The 18,305-nt window shown below is 42.1% G+C and carries 15 protein-coding genes; 3 read left to right on the top strand and 12 right to left on the bottom strand.

From position 1 onward, the window contains the following. Positions 1-11 precede the first annotated feature (11 nt). Both AB5I83_RS15185 and AB5I83_RS15180 read right to left on the bottom strand, forming a co-directional pair. The gene (locus AB5I83_RS15185; protein WP_448976340.1) at positions 12-155 is read right to left on the bottom strand and encodes a hypothetical protein; all 144 of its coding nucleotides are present in this window, start codon (positions 153-155) and stop codon (positions 12-14) included. After that, positions 155-316: a hypothetical protein gene (locus tag AB5I83_RS15180; protein ID WP_023615140.1), complete on the bottom strand. Its 162-nt coding sequence runs from the start codon at positions 314-316 to the stop codon at positions 155-157. The genes AB5I83_RS15185 and AB5I83_RS15180 overlap by 1 nt, the downstream gene beginning before the upstream one ends. 137 nt (positions 317-453) lie before the next feature. Here AB5I83_RS15180 and AB5I83_RS15175 point away from each other — a divergent pair, with 137 nt between their 5' ends. Beyond that, positions 454-801, top strand: a complete 348-nt coding sequence (locus tag AB5I83_RS15175) for a DUF3905 domain-containing protein (RefSeq protein WP_448976338.1) — start codon at positions 454-456, stop codon at positions 799-801. A 75-nt stretch (positions 802-876) separates the two neighbouring features. Here AB5I83_RS15175 and AB5I83_RS15170 read toward each other — a convergent pair whose 3' ends face one another. Continuing rightward, entirely contained in the window at positions 877-2,232 is a 1,356-nt protein-coding gene (locus AB5I83_RS15170) for a TrkH family potassium uptake protein (RefSeq protein WP_167831953.1), read from the bottom strand. A 239-nt stretch (positions 2,233-2,471) separates the two neighbouring features. On the opposite strand from AB5I83_RS15170, the gene AB5I83_RS15165 reads away from it, so the two are divergent. Next, the gene (locus AB5I83_RS15165) at positions 2,472-2,672 is read left to right on the top strand and encodes an alpha/beta-type small acid-soluble spore protein (RefSeq protein ID WP_167831954.1); all 201 of its coding nucleotides are present in this window, start codon (positions 2,472-2,474) and stop codon (positions 2,670-2,672) included. 102 nt (positions 2,673-2,774) lie between these two features. Here AB5I83_RS15165 and AB5I83_RS15160 read toward each other — a convergent pair whose 3' ends face one another. The 9 genes from AB5I83_RS15160 to AB5I83_RS15120 form a co-directional block, all read right to left on the bottom strand. Then, positions 2,775-3,854 carry an anti-sigma factor domain-containing protein gene (locus AB5I83_RS15160; protein WP_448976335.1) on the bottom strand — a complete coding sequence of 360 codons (1,080 nt, stop codon included), beginning with the start codon at positions 3,852-3,854 and terminating at the stop codon, positions 2,775-2,777. Continuing rightward, positions 3,851-4,597, bottom strand: coding sequence for an RNA polymerase sigma factor SigI (gene sigI, locus AB5I83_RS15155; RefSeq protein ID WP_448976333.1), 747 nt, complete (start codon positions 4,595-4,597; stop codon positions 3,851-3,853). Before sigI ends, AB5I83_RS15160 begins: the two co-directional genes overlap by 4 nt. A gap of 119 nt (positions 4,598-4,716) precedes the next feature. Then, positions 4,717-5,892, bottom strand: coding sequence for a DUF5667 domain-containing protein (locus tag AB5I83_RS15150; protein ID WP_448976331.1), 1,176 nt, complete (start codon positions 5,890-5,892; stop codon positions 4,717-4,719). Positions 5,893-6,085: 193 nt separating this feature from the next. After that, positions 6,086-6,520, bottom strand: a complete 435-nt coding sequence (locus AB5I83_RS15145; protein ID WP_448976480.1) for a hypothetical protein — start codon at positions 6,518-6,520, stop codon at positions 6,086-6,088. A 280-nt stretch (positions 6,521-6,800) separates the two neighbouring features. Then, positions 6,801-8,348 (bottom strand): aldehyde dehydrogenase family protein, encoded by a 1,548-nt coding sequence (locus AB5I83_RS15140; protein WP_448976329.1) that lies wholly within the window; start codon positions 8,346-8,348, stop codon positions 6,801-6,803. Positions 8,349-8,378: 30 nt separating this feature from the next. Continuing rightward, positions 8,379-9,476, bottom strand: a complete 1,098-nt coding sequence (locus AB5I83_RS15135) for an SDR family oxidoreductase (RefSeq protein ID WP_448976327.1) — start codon at positions 9,474-9,476, stop codon at positions 8,379-8,381. A 189-nt stretch (positions 9,477-9,665) separates the two neighbouring features. Next, complete coding sequence (locus AB5I83_RS15130; RefSeq protein ID WP_448976325.1) at positions 9,666-12,932, bottom strand: efflux RND transporter permease subunit; 3,267 nt, start codon at positions 12,930-12,932, stop codon at positions 9,666-9,668. Positions 12,933-13,578: 646 nt separating this feature from the next. Further along, a complete protein-coding gene (gene nhaC / locus AB5I83_RS15125; RefSeq protein WP_448976323.1) occupies positions 13,579-14,976 on the bottom strand; it encodes a Na+/H+ antiporter NhaC in 1,398 nt (465 codons plus the stop codon). Between the two features lie 457 nt (positions 14,977-15,433). After that, on the bottom strand, positions 15,434-17,008 hold the full coding sequence (locus AB5I83_RS15120; RefSeq protein ID WP_448976321.1) for a peptide chain release factor 3: 1,575 nt from the start codon (positions 17,006-17,008) through the stop codon (positions 15,434-15,436). A gap of 422 nt (positions 17,009-17,430) precedes the next feature. On the opposite strand from AB5I83_RS15120, the gene AB5I83_RS15115 reads away from it, so the two are divergent. Further along, entirely contained in the window at positions 17,431-18,300 is an 870-nt protein-coding gene (locus tag AB5I83_RS15115; protein ID WP_448976319.1) for a metal-dependent hydrolase, read from the top strand. The last annotated feature ends 5 nt before the right edge of the window (positions 18,301-18,305 follow it).

Genomic DNA, 18,305 nt, shown 5'->3' with positions numbered 1-18,305 from the left:
TGACTCAATTTTTATTTACAGTCTTTTTCAGCTCTATTTTTCGCCTTTTTGCTGCTAAAAGGATGTTCATATAGTTTACCAGCATTGATATCGCCAAATTCCATGCCAAATTCAACATTCAAAGGTTTTTGGTGCCGACCTTCATGCTTTTTCATTACGATCTTCCTTTCCTGCCTTGCTTTGAATTTCTGTTTGCAAATTTCCCAGGATCTTCACCGTGGGCAAACTCTGCAGAGAATTCGCTCTCCTGAAGGTTTTTCTTAGGTGTGTTTGTATATTTAGCCAAAGCATTTCTTTCTGCCTTCCGTTTAGCCATTCTAACCACCTCCATACTCTTATTTTTTTCAATAAAAAATTAGCTATGTACTGATTTGATTACCTAATTTTACAAAAAGGATTTCCTGATAAAAAACTAAATGAAACAAAAAATAAGCTCAAAAAGGAGGAGCTGAAATGGAGAAAAAAGAACAAGAGCTAAAACCATTGGATATTGAGGATACCTTACCTCACCAAATCAACGCTCCTAGCTTCAAGGACACTGGCATTGAAATGAAGGCGCCTTTTAAAAATGAGCATGGTGTCATCATTGGAGACAGCCTGTACGCATCGGAAAACTCCCCTCTTGAAAATTGGACTGAAGAGACAGATCCGGCTGTCATGGCTGGGGATGAATGGGTTCATCCTACCAACGATATCGGCTGGAACACAGCAGAAAACAGAGAGCTGCTGGAGGAAAAGAGAAAGCCGCAGGCCTCACCCTTCATGCATCCAACAAAAGATGTAAGCAAAGGCCAGGACTAGCGAACCTCATCTCCATATAGCTGATTAATGTTTAATGTGCACAAAAAAATCCGGGATCTCCCGGATTTTTTATCTTTAACCTATGATCACTCGTTCTTGTGGGTAATGAATGGCTTCTTTCTCTGTTTTTCCGCCAATAATCAACAGGAAGGAGATAACTCCCACCCTTCCGATGAACATCAGGATAATCAGGACCATTTTCCCTATATTCGAGAGCTCTGGTGTAATTCCCATGGATAGCCCAGTTGTTCCAAAAGCCGATGCGACTTCAAAAATAATGGCCAATAACGCCTGATTTTCTGTCACCATCAAAATGAGGACAGCAAAGAAACAAATAAGTACAGCCATGATGGAAACAACCAATGACTTGATTATATCATCCTGATGCAATTCTCTATTGAATATTTTGATTGCCCTTCTCCCCCTTGCAAAGTGGTAAAGGAACAAGAGGTTTAGCGCAAAAGTGGTTGTTCGGATTCCTCCACCAACAGAGCTTGGTGATGCACCGATAAACATCAATGCCGCCATCAGGAATAAGGTAGGATCAGTAAAATCATTTACGTCCATTGTCGCCAATCCCCCACTTCTAGTTGTGGTGGACTGAAAAAAAGCATAGAAGAATGAATCCAACAATGATTTATCGGATAAGAAATGATTATACTCCAATGCCCAAATGGCTACGGTCCCAAAAATCAGGAGCCCAAGGAACGTAAGAGTCGTAATCTTGAGAAATAAGGTGAAACGAAACGGTCGACTTTTTTTCTTCCTGAAAAGGAAACTCTTCAGTTCAACTAAAACAGGGAATCCAATAGCACCGAGAGTGATCAGCAATATATTGATGGTAATCACAAAATAATCCTGTGCATACGGAATCAGAGAGGCTCCTGTTATATCAAACCCCCCATTGGTCGTAGCACTAACGGATGAAAACAAACCGTGGAGAAAAGCTTCTTGCCATGTAGGATAGTATTTTAAGAAATATAACCCTAATAACAATGCTCCTATTAATTCAATAATGACAATGATCACAAGAATTTCTTTCAAGAGCTTCACAAGGCCTGCCATTGAAGTCTGATTCTGGTCCATCATAATCAATCTGCGTTCTTTAAGGCCGATTTTCTTACGGATGATCAGCCAGAAAAATGTACCCAGTGCCATCACACCAATACCGCCGAATTGCAGAACAAACATGAGAATGAAAATGCCAGGCACAGTAAAAGTATCGCGGACGGTTATGACCGAGAGCCCGGTAACACTCACAGCACTTGCTGCAGTGAATAATGCATCCATGAACGTCCATTTAGCCCCGGGCTGGATGGCAACAGGCAAACTTAATAAGCTCATCGAGACAATTACCGCTATTAAATAGTACGCTACGATAATTTGCGCAGGTGATAATTTGTCTAATCTTCTTCTTATATTAATCCACATAATTGCTTCCTTTCAGCCCTCATTCATATACATACCTATGATAAAGAATATCATCTGAATAATAAAGTACTTTCTTGCAATCAACGTTTCATCATATTCTTCCAAGTTTACTTTCACCTTGGCCCGCGGTAAACATTATCCAAAAGGATAAAAGATTACCATTCATGAACATACAAGTTTTGCTCAAACTAACATTACAGAGAAACTCTCTCTGTATACTACTAAAGGAGATGAAAATAATGGCTCGAAATTCAAATAAATTACTTGTACCTGGAGTTGAACAATTCATGGACCAGGTAAAATATGAGATTGCTCAGGAATTCGGGGTTAGCCTTGGTTCCGATACAGTTTCCAGAGCAAACGGTTCAGTTGGCGGGGAAATCACAAAACGCCTGGTTCAACAGGCACAGGCACAACTTTCAGGAAAAGGCCAACAATAACTCCGAACTTGCGCCTATATTTAGGTTGTCCATTAAGGCCCAAACAATTGAATATGAACATGGAAAAAAGTCCGGATTGGATTCCGGACTTTTAATATTTTTCTATTTTTTACCATTATTCCCTTTATCTTGACCCTGATTGGCTTGTTTTTTACCTGATTGGCCTCTGTTGTTCTCATCAGGCCTTTTTTGTGAATTAGGCTTATGATCATTTTTATATTGTTTTCCGTTATGAGCATTATTTTTGTTAGGCTTATTGCCTGTATCAGAATGCTTGTTATTACCCTGGCCACGATTGTTATTATCGTTATTGTCAGTTCCTTTGCTTTGCTCAGGGACAGACGGTTTTTCTTGTTTCCGTTTCCCGTTTTCACTCTCAGGATCATTTTTCTTTAACTGGCCAGGCGGTACCTTCTTTTCTGGCTGCGGAGCAACAGAAGGTGCAGGAACTTCTTTCTTCCCAGGCTCTTGCTTGGTGTTTTTGCCTTTATCAACCGGGGTTGCAACAGGTGTCGGCTTTTGCTTTTCTTTATATATACCAGTTGTGATTCCCTGCTTTCTTGCCTTCTCCCTATCTTCACTAGTTGCTTCCAAAACCTTGAAATTCAGGTCTTCATCTAGTGAAGAAGTTTTAATTTCAGAAATCTTCTGTTCTAATTCCCGATCCACAGATTCCTTAGCCTTCTTATTATGAACTGTCGCGATGACTACATCATTTATTTCTTTAAAAAATCCATCTTCCTCGATTTCCGCTAGGATCAGCTCTGCGACCTTGGCCGCATCTTTCCTTTTCCAATCCTTTATTTCCCCAATGATTTCTTCCCCTTCAGGATTGTAGCCTTTCAAACGAAGGACTTTTAAATCATCGTTGACGGCCAATTCAATGCTCGGATTCACATCGATGGACATATACGCATATACCTGGTTGTTTTGATATGCCGGAACAAGCGCAGTCATGATAAGCATTATCGCCGCTGCGAGTGTAATGGTCCTTGTCTTGAAGCTATTTAAAAACGATAGATTGAATTTCTTCTTTTTAACTGCTTGCGATTCTGGAAAAAAATGAATTTCTTCTCCTACCTGATAATCTTGTTGAAGCTTTCGGGCCCGCAAAAATTCGCCTTCGGGGGTCAACAATGTTAGGTAAAGATCATTGATTTCGAGGATAACCCCTTTTCTCATGTCTCTAACACCCCTTTTATATAATCCTTTAAATAGACATAATCCCCAATTAATATAAGTGCAATTGCAATAATATATTTCCTGTTTCTCTCTATGGTTTTTCTGCTTACTTTGACCATGTCTTCCAGTTGCTTGATTGGCAGCCGCTTTTTATCTAGAAGCAAATTCTTTAGTTCCTCGTTCTCTACCATTGATTTTGCAACAAGCATTGCGTTTTTACGGGCATCTGCATGTTTAGGGGACTGCTCAAGCAGATCCTGCAAAGACAAATCAAATTCTTTTAGTACATCTTGGAATTGGATGATTTCTTCTCTTCTGATTTCCTGTTCTGTCTTTTTTCGGAAATCATCGAGAGAAAGTTCATCTTCAATTGTCGATCTCTGCTGTTCTTCCTCGTTTGGATCATTCGATATATGGAAGCTGAGATTTTGATTCCGGCTCTGCTGACGGATATAATCAATGACTCTCCGCTTAATCATGACTTCTGCAAAGCTTAATAATGAATTGCCTTTTTCAGATGAATATTTTTGGATTGCCTCATTGAAAGCGATGAGGCCAATGCTAAATTCATCGTCCGATTCATGTATGTATCTCTTGCAGACAGACGAGACAGTCTTCGCGATAAATGGCTTATAAGAATCAATTAATTCTTCTCTTAAAGCAGCATCCCCCTGGTGGATTTTTTCTACTGTTTCTTCCAGCGGTCTGCGCTTTTTCTTAGCCATGAACAATAAACTTAGCAATAGCCTCACCTCTTTCCTCACCACATTATATCATAGCCTGTCAATTTCTCGTTCTGTGGTTAGGCAGTGAAAAGATAGCCAGTTTTGGCTACCTTTTCGAGTCTATTGTTCAATATGAACTAGTTTTTATCGTTACCTTTTCCGTTCCCTTGGCCGTTGTCTTTCCCATTGCCCTTGTTTTCATGTTCATTTGATTTTTTGTCTTCTTTTTTATCCTTTTTTGACTGTTGTTTTTCTTCTTTCTTTTGCTGCTGTGCTTCTTTGCGTTCTTGCTTTTCAGCAGCTTTCTGTGCTTTACGCTCTTGTTTCGCTTTTTCTTTTTCTACTTTTGGAGATACAACTGGTACTGCTGTTGCATCGTCATTTACAGGCATTGTTTCATCTGCAGGTTCCTCAACAACAGGTGTTTCATCAGCAGGGAGAAGGTCTGGCTCAACAATTGGTTCTAATTCGACTGGTTCAGTTGTTTCTTCTTCTTCTTCAACTGGCTTCTCAGTATACTTTTCCTCTAATTTAGCCAACTTTTTAGCCATCTTTGCGTATGTCTTGTCAATATTTTTTTGAAGCTGCGCTCTTGCATTGTCATTGCCAACATGTTCCATAGCCGCTTTCAATGCAATGATATTTTGTCTAAGCATTCCTTCAATCTGATCGAAAGGATCTTCAGTTCCAACTTCATCTTCAGAACCTTCTGCCTCATCACTTGGCTCTTCAGCGACTACATCATCGGCAGGCTCCTCACCATCTTCAGTTGACTCTTCTGTATCTGTTTCTTCTAGTTCCGTTTCTTCTATTCCTTCGTCAGAGGTTGCCTCTTCTTCCAATTCTGATCCTTCTTCAGCAGCCTCTTCCTTATTACTTTCTTCATCCACAATGTCCTGTGAGTTTTCCATGTATTGAACAGCAGCCTCGATTACTTGAAGCGCTTCTTCTTCTTTCCCTTCAGCGAACAAAGCCCCCGCCTCTTGAAGGCGTTCTGACGCATATGTAGCAAGCAATTCTGCTTCTTTTGCATTATCAAATGTAAAAGCGAGCCTTATTTTCTCCAAAGCAATTTTAGCAAAGTAGAAGAAGTCACCAGGAATCAAAGATGGATTCGTTTCTTCAAGCTCATCGACCTGTGTCTTAGCTTCTTCAATCTCTTCTGGGCTGACATTCTGCAATTCCACAGTTTCAATCTCAGAATTGTTCTCTTCTGCCATTGCGATTGGCGAAAAAGCAAATGTTCCAGCAAGCACTAATGCCAATGTACTCTTGGCAATTTTTTTCATCTCTTGGTTAGAAAGTTTCTTCATTCTCAGTTCACCTCGTAAGTTTTTGGAGCGGCCGCTTTAATCACTACAAAGTTACGTATGCGCTAACTATGTTATGGGGGTTTTTTCAAAAAAAAAAAAAGCTCCAGTCAAATAATATGACTGAAGGGTAAGAAGATTGTTGTTATATATGGTAATACAACGAATTTTAGCGATTAAAAAGCTTAATTATAGCTTAATCATAATAAAACTTTAGTAATAACTTCCTGATTAGGAATCCCGTGAGAACTCCTGGAATGACAAAAAGCATTGGAAGGAATACGGGCCCTGGAAATAGGCCAAATAATTTAACCTTTGGTGATATCATCAAGCCTACAGTGACAAAATAGGCAGAAAATGCAAAAGGCAGAAAGGTAATCTTTTCCTCCTCCGGCATGACGCTTCTATATGCATCCCACATGGCGAACATATATAAACATGGATAAAACATCAGCCACTGATAGTCCAGGACATGCATTGCCTTATCTGTCTCCCCAAGGAAACTGTACATGATTCCTTTGTTAAAATTACTATTCACATTAACAAGGAACTCGAGTAGGACAAACAAGATTCCCTTAACAAGGTTTCCAGTCAGCAACTGAGCAAACCCTGGCAGTGCGATGCTCCACATTACCGCTTCCAATTTGGTTAAATTCTTTTTAATCGCCACGTCACGTTTCATCCTTTAGTCATAGTATTAGTGCTTTTATGAGTCCCCAGGTTTCCACGTTGTCAAAAGGAACACATCTTATAAAAACCACTGCATCTTGCTACTTGTTTTAGATTGTCCAAATTGTACTTCAAATTATCATTTTTCCAGTTAATTGTTAAATATAATTCGTATTCTTTATATTAATTCACTAATTTCTTCCATATAAATAAAACCGTCCCTATACCGGAACGGCTAATGATTATTTATTATTTTTTAAAAGAGCGATATAGTTTTTCACAAAAGTGAACCAGTCTCTTTTTTCGGAAAAATAGCTTTTGAATAAATTCAGGAATAACGGATATTTGCCTTTATAGGGATACCATTGTATTTCGGATTTCATGATACCCATGTCTTCCATGATGGCTTTTTCATGACAAAAAATCCTTAATCCCGCCTCAGAATGATACCTGCCTATGCCGCTCTCCTTTGTTCCTCCAAACGGCAGACCGTGGTTTGCCACAGTGATGAGGACATCATTGATGACGACAGCTCCAGACACAAGTCTGGAAGCGACACGGTGAGCCTTCGCTTTATCTTTGGTCCAGACACTGGCATTCAGACCAAATACAGTTCCATTAGCAAAGGTAATTGCTTCTTCTTCCGTATCGAATGGGACAACAGGAAGCAATGGACCAAAAGATTCTTCCTGAATGATTTTCATATCCTGTTCCACTTCAGTTACAACTGTCAGCGGCAAAAACATGTCACCCTTCCAGTCAGAAGGCTTCAACCCTGTCTCTAATTTCGCTCCCCGTTCAAGTGCTTCATCCAGTTGAGCTTTCACAACATCTTTCTGACCAGGAAACGTCATGGACCCGACATCTGCATTGATATCGTTCCCTTGTTGGAGGGAATTGACTTCTTTTTTCAACTTTTCAAGGAACTTGCCATAAATGGATCGTTCAACATATAATCGCTCAGCACTCATGCAAACCTGGCCGCTATTGGTAAATGCACCCCAGACGGCTCCTTTTACCGCTCTGTCGATGTTTGCATCCTCAAATACAATCATCGGGTCCTTCCCGCCAAGCTCCAAGGTCGTAGGTATTAAATCTTTCGCTGCCTGCTGCTGAATGACTTTACCTGTCCTGACTGAGCCTGTAAAAAAGATATAATCTGGCTTACCCGCCGTAAAAGCAGCACCTACTTCTTTTCCGCCATGTGCGACCTGGACTGTTCCTTCAGGAAAGCCGGAACGCTTGAACAAGTCCTCAATGCATTTTCCGACAAGCGGAGTAACTTCTGATGGTTTTAAAATAACTGCATTACCTCCTGCAAGTGCACTGATCATCGGAACCATCGCAAGCTGAAGCGGGTAATTCCATGGAGAAATAACAAGAACAACACCACGTGGCATATATTCAATAAAGGATTTTTTCCCGAAAAGCAATAATGGGGTTTTTACCTTTTTCCTGCTTAATACCTTTTCCGCATGTCTGATAATATGATCGATTGCATCAAGAGTCGGCATGATATCGGCCACTATTGACTCTGTCAACACCTTGCCGGTATCTTCTGAGATGACTTTCGCGATTTGGTCCATTTCATCGACCATCAGCTGTTTCAGTTTCTTCAAGTACCCTGTTCTCTCAGAAAGGGCCAGGCTGCTCCAATAAGCGAATCCATCCTTTGCCTTCTGGTAGAAGAATGGAACCTCCTGGACAGGCGTCTCTTCGATTTCGGCTATTATCTTTCCAGTCGCTGGTGCCACAACCGACATCTTTTGCACCTCTTTAACTGAATGCATGTTCATTCACCTGCCAAAATACATTAATTTTTATGATATATTGATTTGGAATTGACTTTTATGTTTGTTCTCCTGGTAGAAAGCCGCCATTGCAGCTATACCTTCCTTGAAATCCGGGCATCTTATGCCGGAATCTTTTAAGTCCTCCTGTGCCTGGGAAGAATCGAAACTCCCCTTCCATGTAAAATAATCAAGTGCTTCCTTTTCAACTCCGAGATACCTCCTGAGCACCTTGAAATTGAGTCCTCCTTTTGCCAAAGCCAGCGGAACGGCTCCTTTTGGATGCTTTTTCATCAATTCATACATCATCATGGCGTAAAGTTCGGAAACCTTATATGGTTTAGGGTCTGTAAGATGATATGTTTTTCCTGCACCCTTTTCAGCAAATGTCAAATAGGTTGTCGCTTCAATAATATAATCCACCGGCACCAGATTGACAACACTCTCGCCCTTTCCAAGCTTCGGCAAAAATGGCATGAAGCTGAGGCGGTCGATAAAATTCATGATAAAATAGGGGCCATCAAATTTGATGGTTTCTCCTGTTCTCGAATGTCCCTTAACGATTCCTGGCCTGATGATGGTCACAGGAACCTCAGATTTCAATGCCTCTACAAGGAGCTCTGCTTCATATTTAGTTTCTTCATAAAAGTTTTTAAAACCGGGCGGCTTGATTAATTCATTCTCGTATAATTTACCTTCCCGTCTGCCGGCAACAAAAGCAGTACTGAAGTACGTATATCGCTGGATATCTTTTAAGGACTTCGACCAATCATTGACGTTCCTGGTACCCTCTACATTGACACGATAGGCAATATCCTTCGGCACTGCCAGGTCGTATATGGCTGCCAGATGGAAAACATGTGTTACTTCTGTTTCAAGCTGGGCCTGTATCTCTGGGGCGATAGCCAGACCACTAGCGGTAATGTCCCCTTTGATGATCTCAAATTGACTCTCCGACAGGCTGAACTCCTGTATGATCGCTGCTCTCTCAGTATTTGCCTGATCCATCATATTAGGCAATACAAGTACATGAACCTTTCCATTGCCCCCATTTTTACGCAAAACTTCTCGAATCAATTGATTGCTGATGAACCCAGGAAATCCTGTGAAAAAGTATCCGTACTCCATGAATGTCCTCCTCAACGTTAATTAGCTATATTTTAACGATAAGCGCTTACATATTCAATAACTTTCCTGACTATTCAGAAAAATGCGATGGATATCTGGTATTAAGCCTGAAATAAGCCCCTCATTCTCCGTGTTCATCAGTTTTCAAAAAAAAAGCCTGGCATATCAATCAATGCCAGGCATATCATATTATCTTTTCCTTCTTAAATCATGATTTGAATCTTCATCTTCTTTTATGAGTTCAAGAAGCTCTTCTAACATTCCTGCCATTTCTTCTTTCGAATATTTCCCTTTTTGGAAGGATGTCTGTCTTTCTTCAACTTCGGTATAACCTGACTCTGTATGCTCCTTTAACAGATAGGCTGGTACCAGATGTCCATCAGGGGTCGCATACATTTTATTTCTTCTTCTATAATCCTTATCAAAGAAACTATATACCACCGGAATGACAAACAGCGTCAGGAAGGTGCTGCTGATCAGGCCGCCAATGACCGTAATTCCCATTGGCTGATTGATTTCTGTCCCTTCTCCTACACCAAGGGCTAGCGGAAGAAGTCCAAGGATAGTCGTCAATGCGGTCATCAGGATAGGCCTTGCCCTGTCTTTAACTGAGAGAACTATAGCTTCATGCGGAATCAATCCACGCTCTTTCTTCTGGTTAATATAGTCGACGATCACGATTGCATTGTTAACAACTATACCAGCAAGAACGATGATACCGATAACCACAGTCAAGCTGACTGGTGTACTCGTTGCCGTCAGTGCCAGCGCGACACCAATAACCATTAAAGGAACTGTGAACATGATGACAAATGGATACTTCAATGACTCGAACTGAGCCGCCATGACCAGATAAATCAAGATGATCGCCAGCACGAACGCCAAAACAAGATCATCAATTGAAGACTCGAGCAACTCCCTGTCTCCACTGAAGACAACTTCCGTTTCCTCGGGCAGGTCAAGTTCTTCAATCTTTTCATCAACCTTTTTGGATATATCGCCAAGGTTCGTTGAGGATTTGTATTTCATCGTGAATTCAACTGCACCCTGCTGATTGATCCTCTGAATTTTGACAGGACCGCTGCCTGTTTCAATATTTGCCACCTGTCCAAGAGTGACATAGTTTCCATCAGGCTTTTTGATTAAAAGCTGTTTCAGCTTATCGATATTCTGCGTGACCTCACTGTCATATTCCACATATACACCAAGAATTTCACCATCATTCCCTGGCATTTGCGTGGCCATATCCCCTCTGGTCACGTTGTTGACGACCATGGCAATCTGAGCTGGTGCAAGTCCCTGGGCGAGTGCCTTTTCCCTGTCCACTGTAATCTGGATTTCCTCGACCGTTTCATTCTGGCTTGTGGTCAGTTCATTGACATCTTCAAGTTGCTGGAGTGAATTATATATTGAATCAACTGATTCATTCAGCCGCTTTTCACTGGAATCCCGGACATTGAAAGTAAGCGTGTTTGGAGCCGAACCGGATGTGGACTGCATATTAAAATTTAGTTCAGCACTGCTGTTTGCACTCACAGCTGCCTGCTCCAATTCTTTTTTTACATCATCGACAAACTGGAAGGTACTGATTTCCCGTTCTTCAAGCTCATCCATTTTCACATACAGTTCCCCGACATTAGCATTCGTCGTGCCCCTGAATGAAGCCTCTTGAGTAGTGCCGATCAAGCTTACATAAACGTCGACATCCTCTTCATCTTTCAATTTGTCTTCGAGTGCTGTCATGACTTTTTGGGTTTCTGAAAGAGCCGCTCCATTTTCGAGATTCACCCTGATGCTGAAGAACCCCTCATCAGTAGGAGGAATAAACTGAGTTCCTACGGTTGTCACCCCATAACCGCCTCCGGCGAGCATCAGCAAAGTAATCAGAATGACAATGAAACGGTGGCGGAGCGCCCACCTTATCGATTTTTCCAATCCTCTCATCGATCCAGATCTCTGCCTTCTTGTTTCCATGTTTTTCTTTGGCGCCTTCAACAGCCTGCTGGCCAACATTGGGACGACGGTCAATGCTACTACTAACGAAGCAAATAAACTAAAAGAAATGGTCAATGCAAACTCAGTAAACAACTCGCCGATAATACCGGAAATGAATACGACCGGCAAAAATACAGCAACAGTCGTTAAAGTAGAAGCTGTTATGGCCGCTCCTACCTCCTTGGCCCCATCCCTGGCGGCTGTTTTCGGATCCTTGCCCATTGTAAGATGGCGATAGATATTTTCAATGACGACAATGGCATTATCAACTAACATCCCTATTCCAAGAGCCAGTCCGCCAAGCGTCATGATATTCAAAGTGAAATCTGCAAAGAACATTAATACAAAGGTAAAGATGACTGAATATGGAATCGCAATCCCAATGATCAGCGGACTCTTTACATTTCTCAGGAAGAAGAACAGAACGGCCATCGCAAGCAATCCCCCGACAATCAGGGAATTCGAAATATTGCCAATCGCCATTTTGATATAATCACCCTGGTCAAAGAGAACTTCCGACTTGATACCGGAGTATTTATCCCTTTCCAGCAAAGCCTCCAATTCTTCAAGAAAAGTCTCAGAAACTTCTGCAGTGTTAGCATCAGATTGCTGGAGTACACTCAGTAGAACAGAGGGAGATTGATTCGTCCTAGTAATGGTATTATCATCCTGCTTTTGCAGTTCAACTTTACCAACGTCCTCAAGTGTGACCTTTTGCTTTGTCACAGGATTATTGAAAACAGTCAGTTTCTTTAACGTATCCAATGAATCCAAAGAGCTGATGATTCTGGTCGTCAGTTCCTTGCCATCTGTCAAAATCGTGTCACCAGGCATCGATACATCGTTAGCCCTGATCAGGTCGACAACATCTGATTGACTCAGCTTGTACTCCTTCAATTTCTCCTGGTCGAGTTCCACCCTCACTTCCTGGATGGATGTGCCGGATAAATTGACACTTGCCACTCCATCAACCTTTGTGAGCTCCAACTCCAGTTCTTCTGCCAGCTCCCTGAGTGCAGATTCGTCCTGGTCTGAGCTTAATGATAACTGAATGACTGGAAATTGAGACGGATCGAACTTCATGAATCTTGGCTTATTCGCATCGTCCGGGATCGGTGTCATATCAAGCCTTTGTATGACCTCATCCTGGATATCGTCAATATTGGTTGTCCAGGAAAACTGCATCAGGATCAGGTTGGCACCCTCCTGCGATGTCGATGTCATCGTCTTGATTCCTGGGAGAGTAGCCAGATTCGCCTCAAGTGGCTTTGTAACCTTTTCGACTACTTCCTGTGGACTCGCTCCCTGATAATTGGTCACAACGACCCCAACAGGAGGATTTATATCCGGAATCAGTTTCAGAGGAATCCTCATCAATGAAACAACCCCGAGAATCAGGACCAAAAACATGGTCACTAATGTAAAAACAGGTCTTCTGATTGAAAAATTACTGATTTTCATATACGAACTCCTTTCGGCGATAAAACACAATGACTGACCGGACGGTTATTACTCTAACATCCTAAATATAGTGAAGCACGGTGGATAATTCAACTATCCAGTATGCAATTAAAAAGAACAATTTTTAACAGTTGTTTCCCGTAAACATACCTTTCATTTTAAATGAAACCATTGATTAATGAAAATTTTAGGCGTTGAATTTTTAAACGAAAGGCCATGGTGACCGAACTTTAGACTGCGGGCATAATCTGGCGATGTATGTACCCCATTTCCTGAGTTCCCTCGAAGTTCGGGCACATATTCAGGCTTTTTGTGCCCCATCTCCTGGGTTCTCTCGAAGTTCGGGCACATATTCGGGCTTTTTGTGCCCCATTTCCTGAGTTCCCTCGAAGTTCGGGCACATATTCAGGCTTTTTGTGCCCCATCTCCTGGGTTCCCTCGAAGTTCGGGCACATATTCAGGCTTTTTGTGCCCCATCTCCTGGGTTCTCTCGAAGTTCGGGCACATATTCGAGCTTTATGTGCCCCATCTCCTGAGCTCTCTCGAAGTTCTGGCACATATTCGAGCTTTATGTGCCCCATCTCCTGGGTTCTCTCGAAGTTCGGGCACATAGTCAGTATTAATTTAAATAAAAAAAAGCGGCAGCTTATGCCACCGCATTTTTCCCTGTCTTCGATAAGGTTATTCCAGTAAATCCTGCTGCCAGCGTCAATACCGGTGAGAGCAAACAAAAGAACGCAAATGGTACGTACTCCAATGTGCTGACTCCAAGGACGCTTGAGAGGAAGACACCGCACACACTCCAGGGAACGAGTGGATTTAGTACTGTGCCGGCATCCTCAAGAACCCGGGACAAATTTTTCGGATGCAGCCCGGCTTTTTCAAAATGGCCCTCAAATGTATTGCCAGTCAATATAATCGAAAGGTATTGCTCACCAATCAAAAAGTTTACTCCAATCGCAGACAAAGCTGAAGATCCAATCAGAACCGGTACCTTTTCCAAACTTCCGGCAAGTCCTTGCAACAGAGCAGGAAGAACGCCAAGCTTGAACAGTAATCCCCCCATGCTTAAGGCTAGTAGTACCAGCGATACTGAAAAGAACATGCTCTCCATGCCGCCGCGGGACAACAGAGAATCCAACTGTTCATTACCACTCTCAGAAACATATCCAGTGTATAAAATTCCCGGAAGTGTTCCCCAGTCCTCTTGCTGAACAACCACCAAGCTGATGATCATTGCTGAAAGAGTTCCTGCTCCAAGTGTCAGTATTGAAGATACTTTCTTCAATGCAAGGATCGCCAGGATTGCCAGCGGAATGAGCGAGTACCAGTGTATAAGATTCATCTCTGTAAGTGTATTCTGCAAGTTTTGCAGCTTAGTAAAGTCCACTGAACTCAGTTCTGGTGACATAGCGGCAAACAAAATAAGTGAAATAAAGAATGCAGGTACCGTTGTCCATGACATGTTTTTTATATGATCAAATAGATCAACCTTCACCGTAGAAGACGCCAGGACCGTTGTATCCGAGAGTGGTGACATTTTATCGCCAAGGAATGCACCCGAAACTACCGCACCAGCTGTTATTGCCAATGAGAAGCCAAGTGTTTCACTGACCGCGATGAACGCAACACCGATTACCGCTGAGGTTGTCAGTGAACTGCCAATGCTCAACCCAATAACAGATGTGACGATAAAGACGATCGCATAAAACCACTTTCCAGTCACTAACTCAAATGCGAAATATATCAATGTAGGTATGGTTCCGGCTGCCATCCAGCTGCTGACCAGCATCCCTATAAAGAAGAAAATCATTACCGCACCGAGCCCAGCCTTTGCACCGTCAATCATACTTTGTTCAAGCTCAGACATCTTTATTCTTTTCAACAATCCATAAATGATCAAAGATCCAATCCCGATCATTACCGGAATATGTGGCATTAACTCCAGTTTAATCATGCCATAACCTATTCCCGCTAGGAGCAAGATTATGACGGCTGCTGCCTCTGAAGTTCTCAATTTAATGGATTGGCTTTGGTTTAACATGATGATTCCCCCAATTAGAAGTAAAATACAAAAAGCTCCATATAATCTAGGGACGAAGGAGCTCCGCGGTACCACCCTAATTGGCAAACAATGCATTTGCCCACTTCATTAACAGCGCCTATTCGAGACAGGTGTAATTCGAATCAGCCATTGCCTGGATTTTCAGCAACCATCCAGTTTCTTTTTGCTGCTCATGGGGACTCTACTAGTTTCTGCCAGCACTGTTTTTTACTTTTTCACTTAAACGCTTTTATGCATAAAAGCATTATAGAATAATATTAATATAGTATTTGTTGTGGCAAATGTCAATAGATATTACACTTCAATTGAAAAATTACTGTGTTCTTCCCTGACTTTATTTAATATCCGCCATTTACGAATAAGTTTTTATCTGACGAATCACTTGATCGAAACAAACAAATAAAAAGAGCCGACATTTAAATGCCGGCTCAAGCTTTTATGACGCATCCATTGGATTATAAAGTTTTACTTCTGGATTCTTGTCCTGGAACCATCTTAAGGCAAACTCATTCTCGAATAGGAATACTTTTTTATCATAACGGTCCGTCACAAGCAGGCTTCTTGAGCTGGAAAGGTTTTCGTTGACATCGTCGCCTTCAATCCAGCGGGCAATTTTTGAACCCTGTCTTTCCATCAGGACTTCTACATTATATTCATTGCGCATCCTTGCCTCGAAGACTTCGAATTGAAGCTGTCCTACAGCGCCAAGAAGATACTCTTCGGTCTTCAAAGTCTTGAATAGCTGGATGGCACCTTCCTGGACAAGCTGCTGGATTCCTTTATGGAAATGCTTCTGTTTCATGACGTTTTTGGCTGAAACCCTTACGAACAGTTCTGGAGTGAACTGAGGAAGCCTTTCATATTGGAATCCTTCCTTGCCAGAAACAATTGTATCGCCAATCTGGTATGTGCCCGGATCGTAGAGCCCAATGATGTCACCTGCTACAGCTTCCTCAACGGTACTGCGATCATCGGCCATGAACTGTGTTGATTGCGCAAGTTTCATCGCTTTTCCTGTACGGCTAAGCTGAACGGTCATCCCTCGCTCAAACTTTCCAGAGCAAATGCGAAGAAATGCGATTCTATCGCGGTGGGCTGGGTTCATATTCGCCTGGATTTTAAAGATGAATCCAGAAAACTCCTCTGATTCCGGATCAATTTCTCCTGCAGTAGAATTCCTTGGCTGTGGCTTCGGAGCAAATTGCAGGTAAGAGTCAAGGAATGTTTGGACACCGAAAGTCGTCAAGGCGCTTCCGAAAAATACCGGTGTTAATGTTCCATCGGCAATCCGTTCCTTGGAAAATTCATTGCCTGCCTCATCCAATAGCATGATTTCCTCTAATGTCTGGTCATACAATGAAGACTCTTTCATAGAATGGTCTCCAGCTATTTCGCCTTCTTCATTCAATGGAATAAAGCGATGGTCTTCATCTACACGGAATTGCTCGATCCGTTTGTTGAATCGGTCATAGATTCCGAGGAACTCCTTGCCCATGCCGATTGGCCAGTTCATTGGATAGGATTCAATTCCAAGCACTTCTTCCAATTCAGCCAAAAGTTCCAGTGGCGCTTTCCCCTGGCGGTCAAGCTTGTTGATGAAGGTGAAGATGGGAATTCCTCTCATGCGGCAAACTTTAAAAAGCTTTAGAGTCTGGTCCTCAATACCCTTTGCGGAGTCTATGATCATCACGGCACTGTCGACCGCAGTTAATGTTCTATAGGTATCCTCAGAAAAATCCTGGTGGCCTGGGGTGTCAAGGATATTGACCTTGAAGCCATCATAATCAAATTGCATGACACTGGATGTAACGGAAATTCCACGCTGCTTCTCGATTTCCATCCAGTCACTCGTTGCGAACTTCCCTGTCTTCTTTGCTTTTACCGTACCTGCATCACGAATAGCACCGCCGAATAACAGCAATTTTTCCGTAAGCGTCGTTTTCCCGGCATCCGGGTGGGAAATAATCGCAAATGTTCTTCGCGATTGTACTTCATCTTTTAATTTTTTCATGATTATATGTTTCCTTTCTGTTTAAAGGCAAAATTCCTCATAGAAAAGCGCAAGCGCCTTGGTCAGCCCCGACAAGCGTTGGAGGGCCTGACAGTGAAGTCGTTCTTTGACTTCATTGGCAGGACCGAATTCGAAAAGCGGAGGCGACTGTCCAACTCCGACAAGCGCTGGAGGGCCTGACAGTGAAGTCGTTTTTTGACTTCATTGGCAGGACCGAAGCGTCTCGAGGAGTTAGGAGCCGCAGCTAGACAAACGTCTCGGGCTAGGCGCTGGAGCTGGACAATTCTCGAGTTAAAAAATTTATTCTTTTTACTATAAATTTAATCTTATCTTTCTGGCGGTAAGTTTGCAATCCTGCAAATGCATATCAGAACTTTTAAAAATTTCCCTTTACCGTTTATAATAACTTCAGGAGGTGCAGCATGGATTCAATTACCCATACACTTTTCGGTTTAGCCTTGTATGGCACCGTTGATAAAAAAGATATGGAAAAATCTCAAAAGCGTGCTTATCTACTCACCGCAGTCGGCGCAAGCCAGATTCCGGACATCGATGTCATTTCACAGCTATGGGATCAAGAAGGACTTTACCAGATGTGGCACCGCGGCATCACTCACTCGATTTTCCTGACCCCATTATGGGCCGCTTTATTTATTCTACTATCTTTCCTTCTATTTAAAGTAAAAGATTTAAAACTTTTTTTCCTTGGGTGGCTTGCAGTTGTCATCCATAATACAAGCGATCTATTCAACGCCTGGGGAACCGGCTATCTCGAGCCATTTTCCAATATGAGAGTCACATTTGGGACGATCCCCATCATTGACTTCGTTTTCTGGGTGATTCTCGGCACCGCATTTGTTGCTTCAAAGTTCAATAAGCTAAAAAGTCCAGCCTATTTCAAACTAGCTTGGGTGTTCATCGCTCTGCACGTCGTCATTCAAAGTATCCAGGGATGGATATTATATAATCAATACGAGGAAGAATATGAGCAAATTGCCCTTTCAGCAGGCTTCATTCCATGGACATATACGGTAATCGCTAAAAATGACGATAAGGTCAACATTTATAATGATAACCTATTTAAAGATAGTACTCTCCAATACGAACTTACTTCTGTTGAGAATGCTGATCTCAATGATTTATTCACTGAAAAGCCAGAAGCTAAGACTCTTACTGAGTGGTCGCCATTTGTCGTGATTGTTGACGACGGTGACAGATTAGGAGTTTACGACCCACGCTTTTACCGAAACGGACAATCCTTTCTGTTTGAATACATTGATAAAACTCAGTAAAGGAA

Source organism: Mesobacillus sp. LC4 (assembly GCF_053543455.1).
The sequence above is the reverse complement of the archived record's forward strand: the minus strand, read 5'-3'. Positions and strand labels throughout refer to the sequence as shown.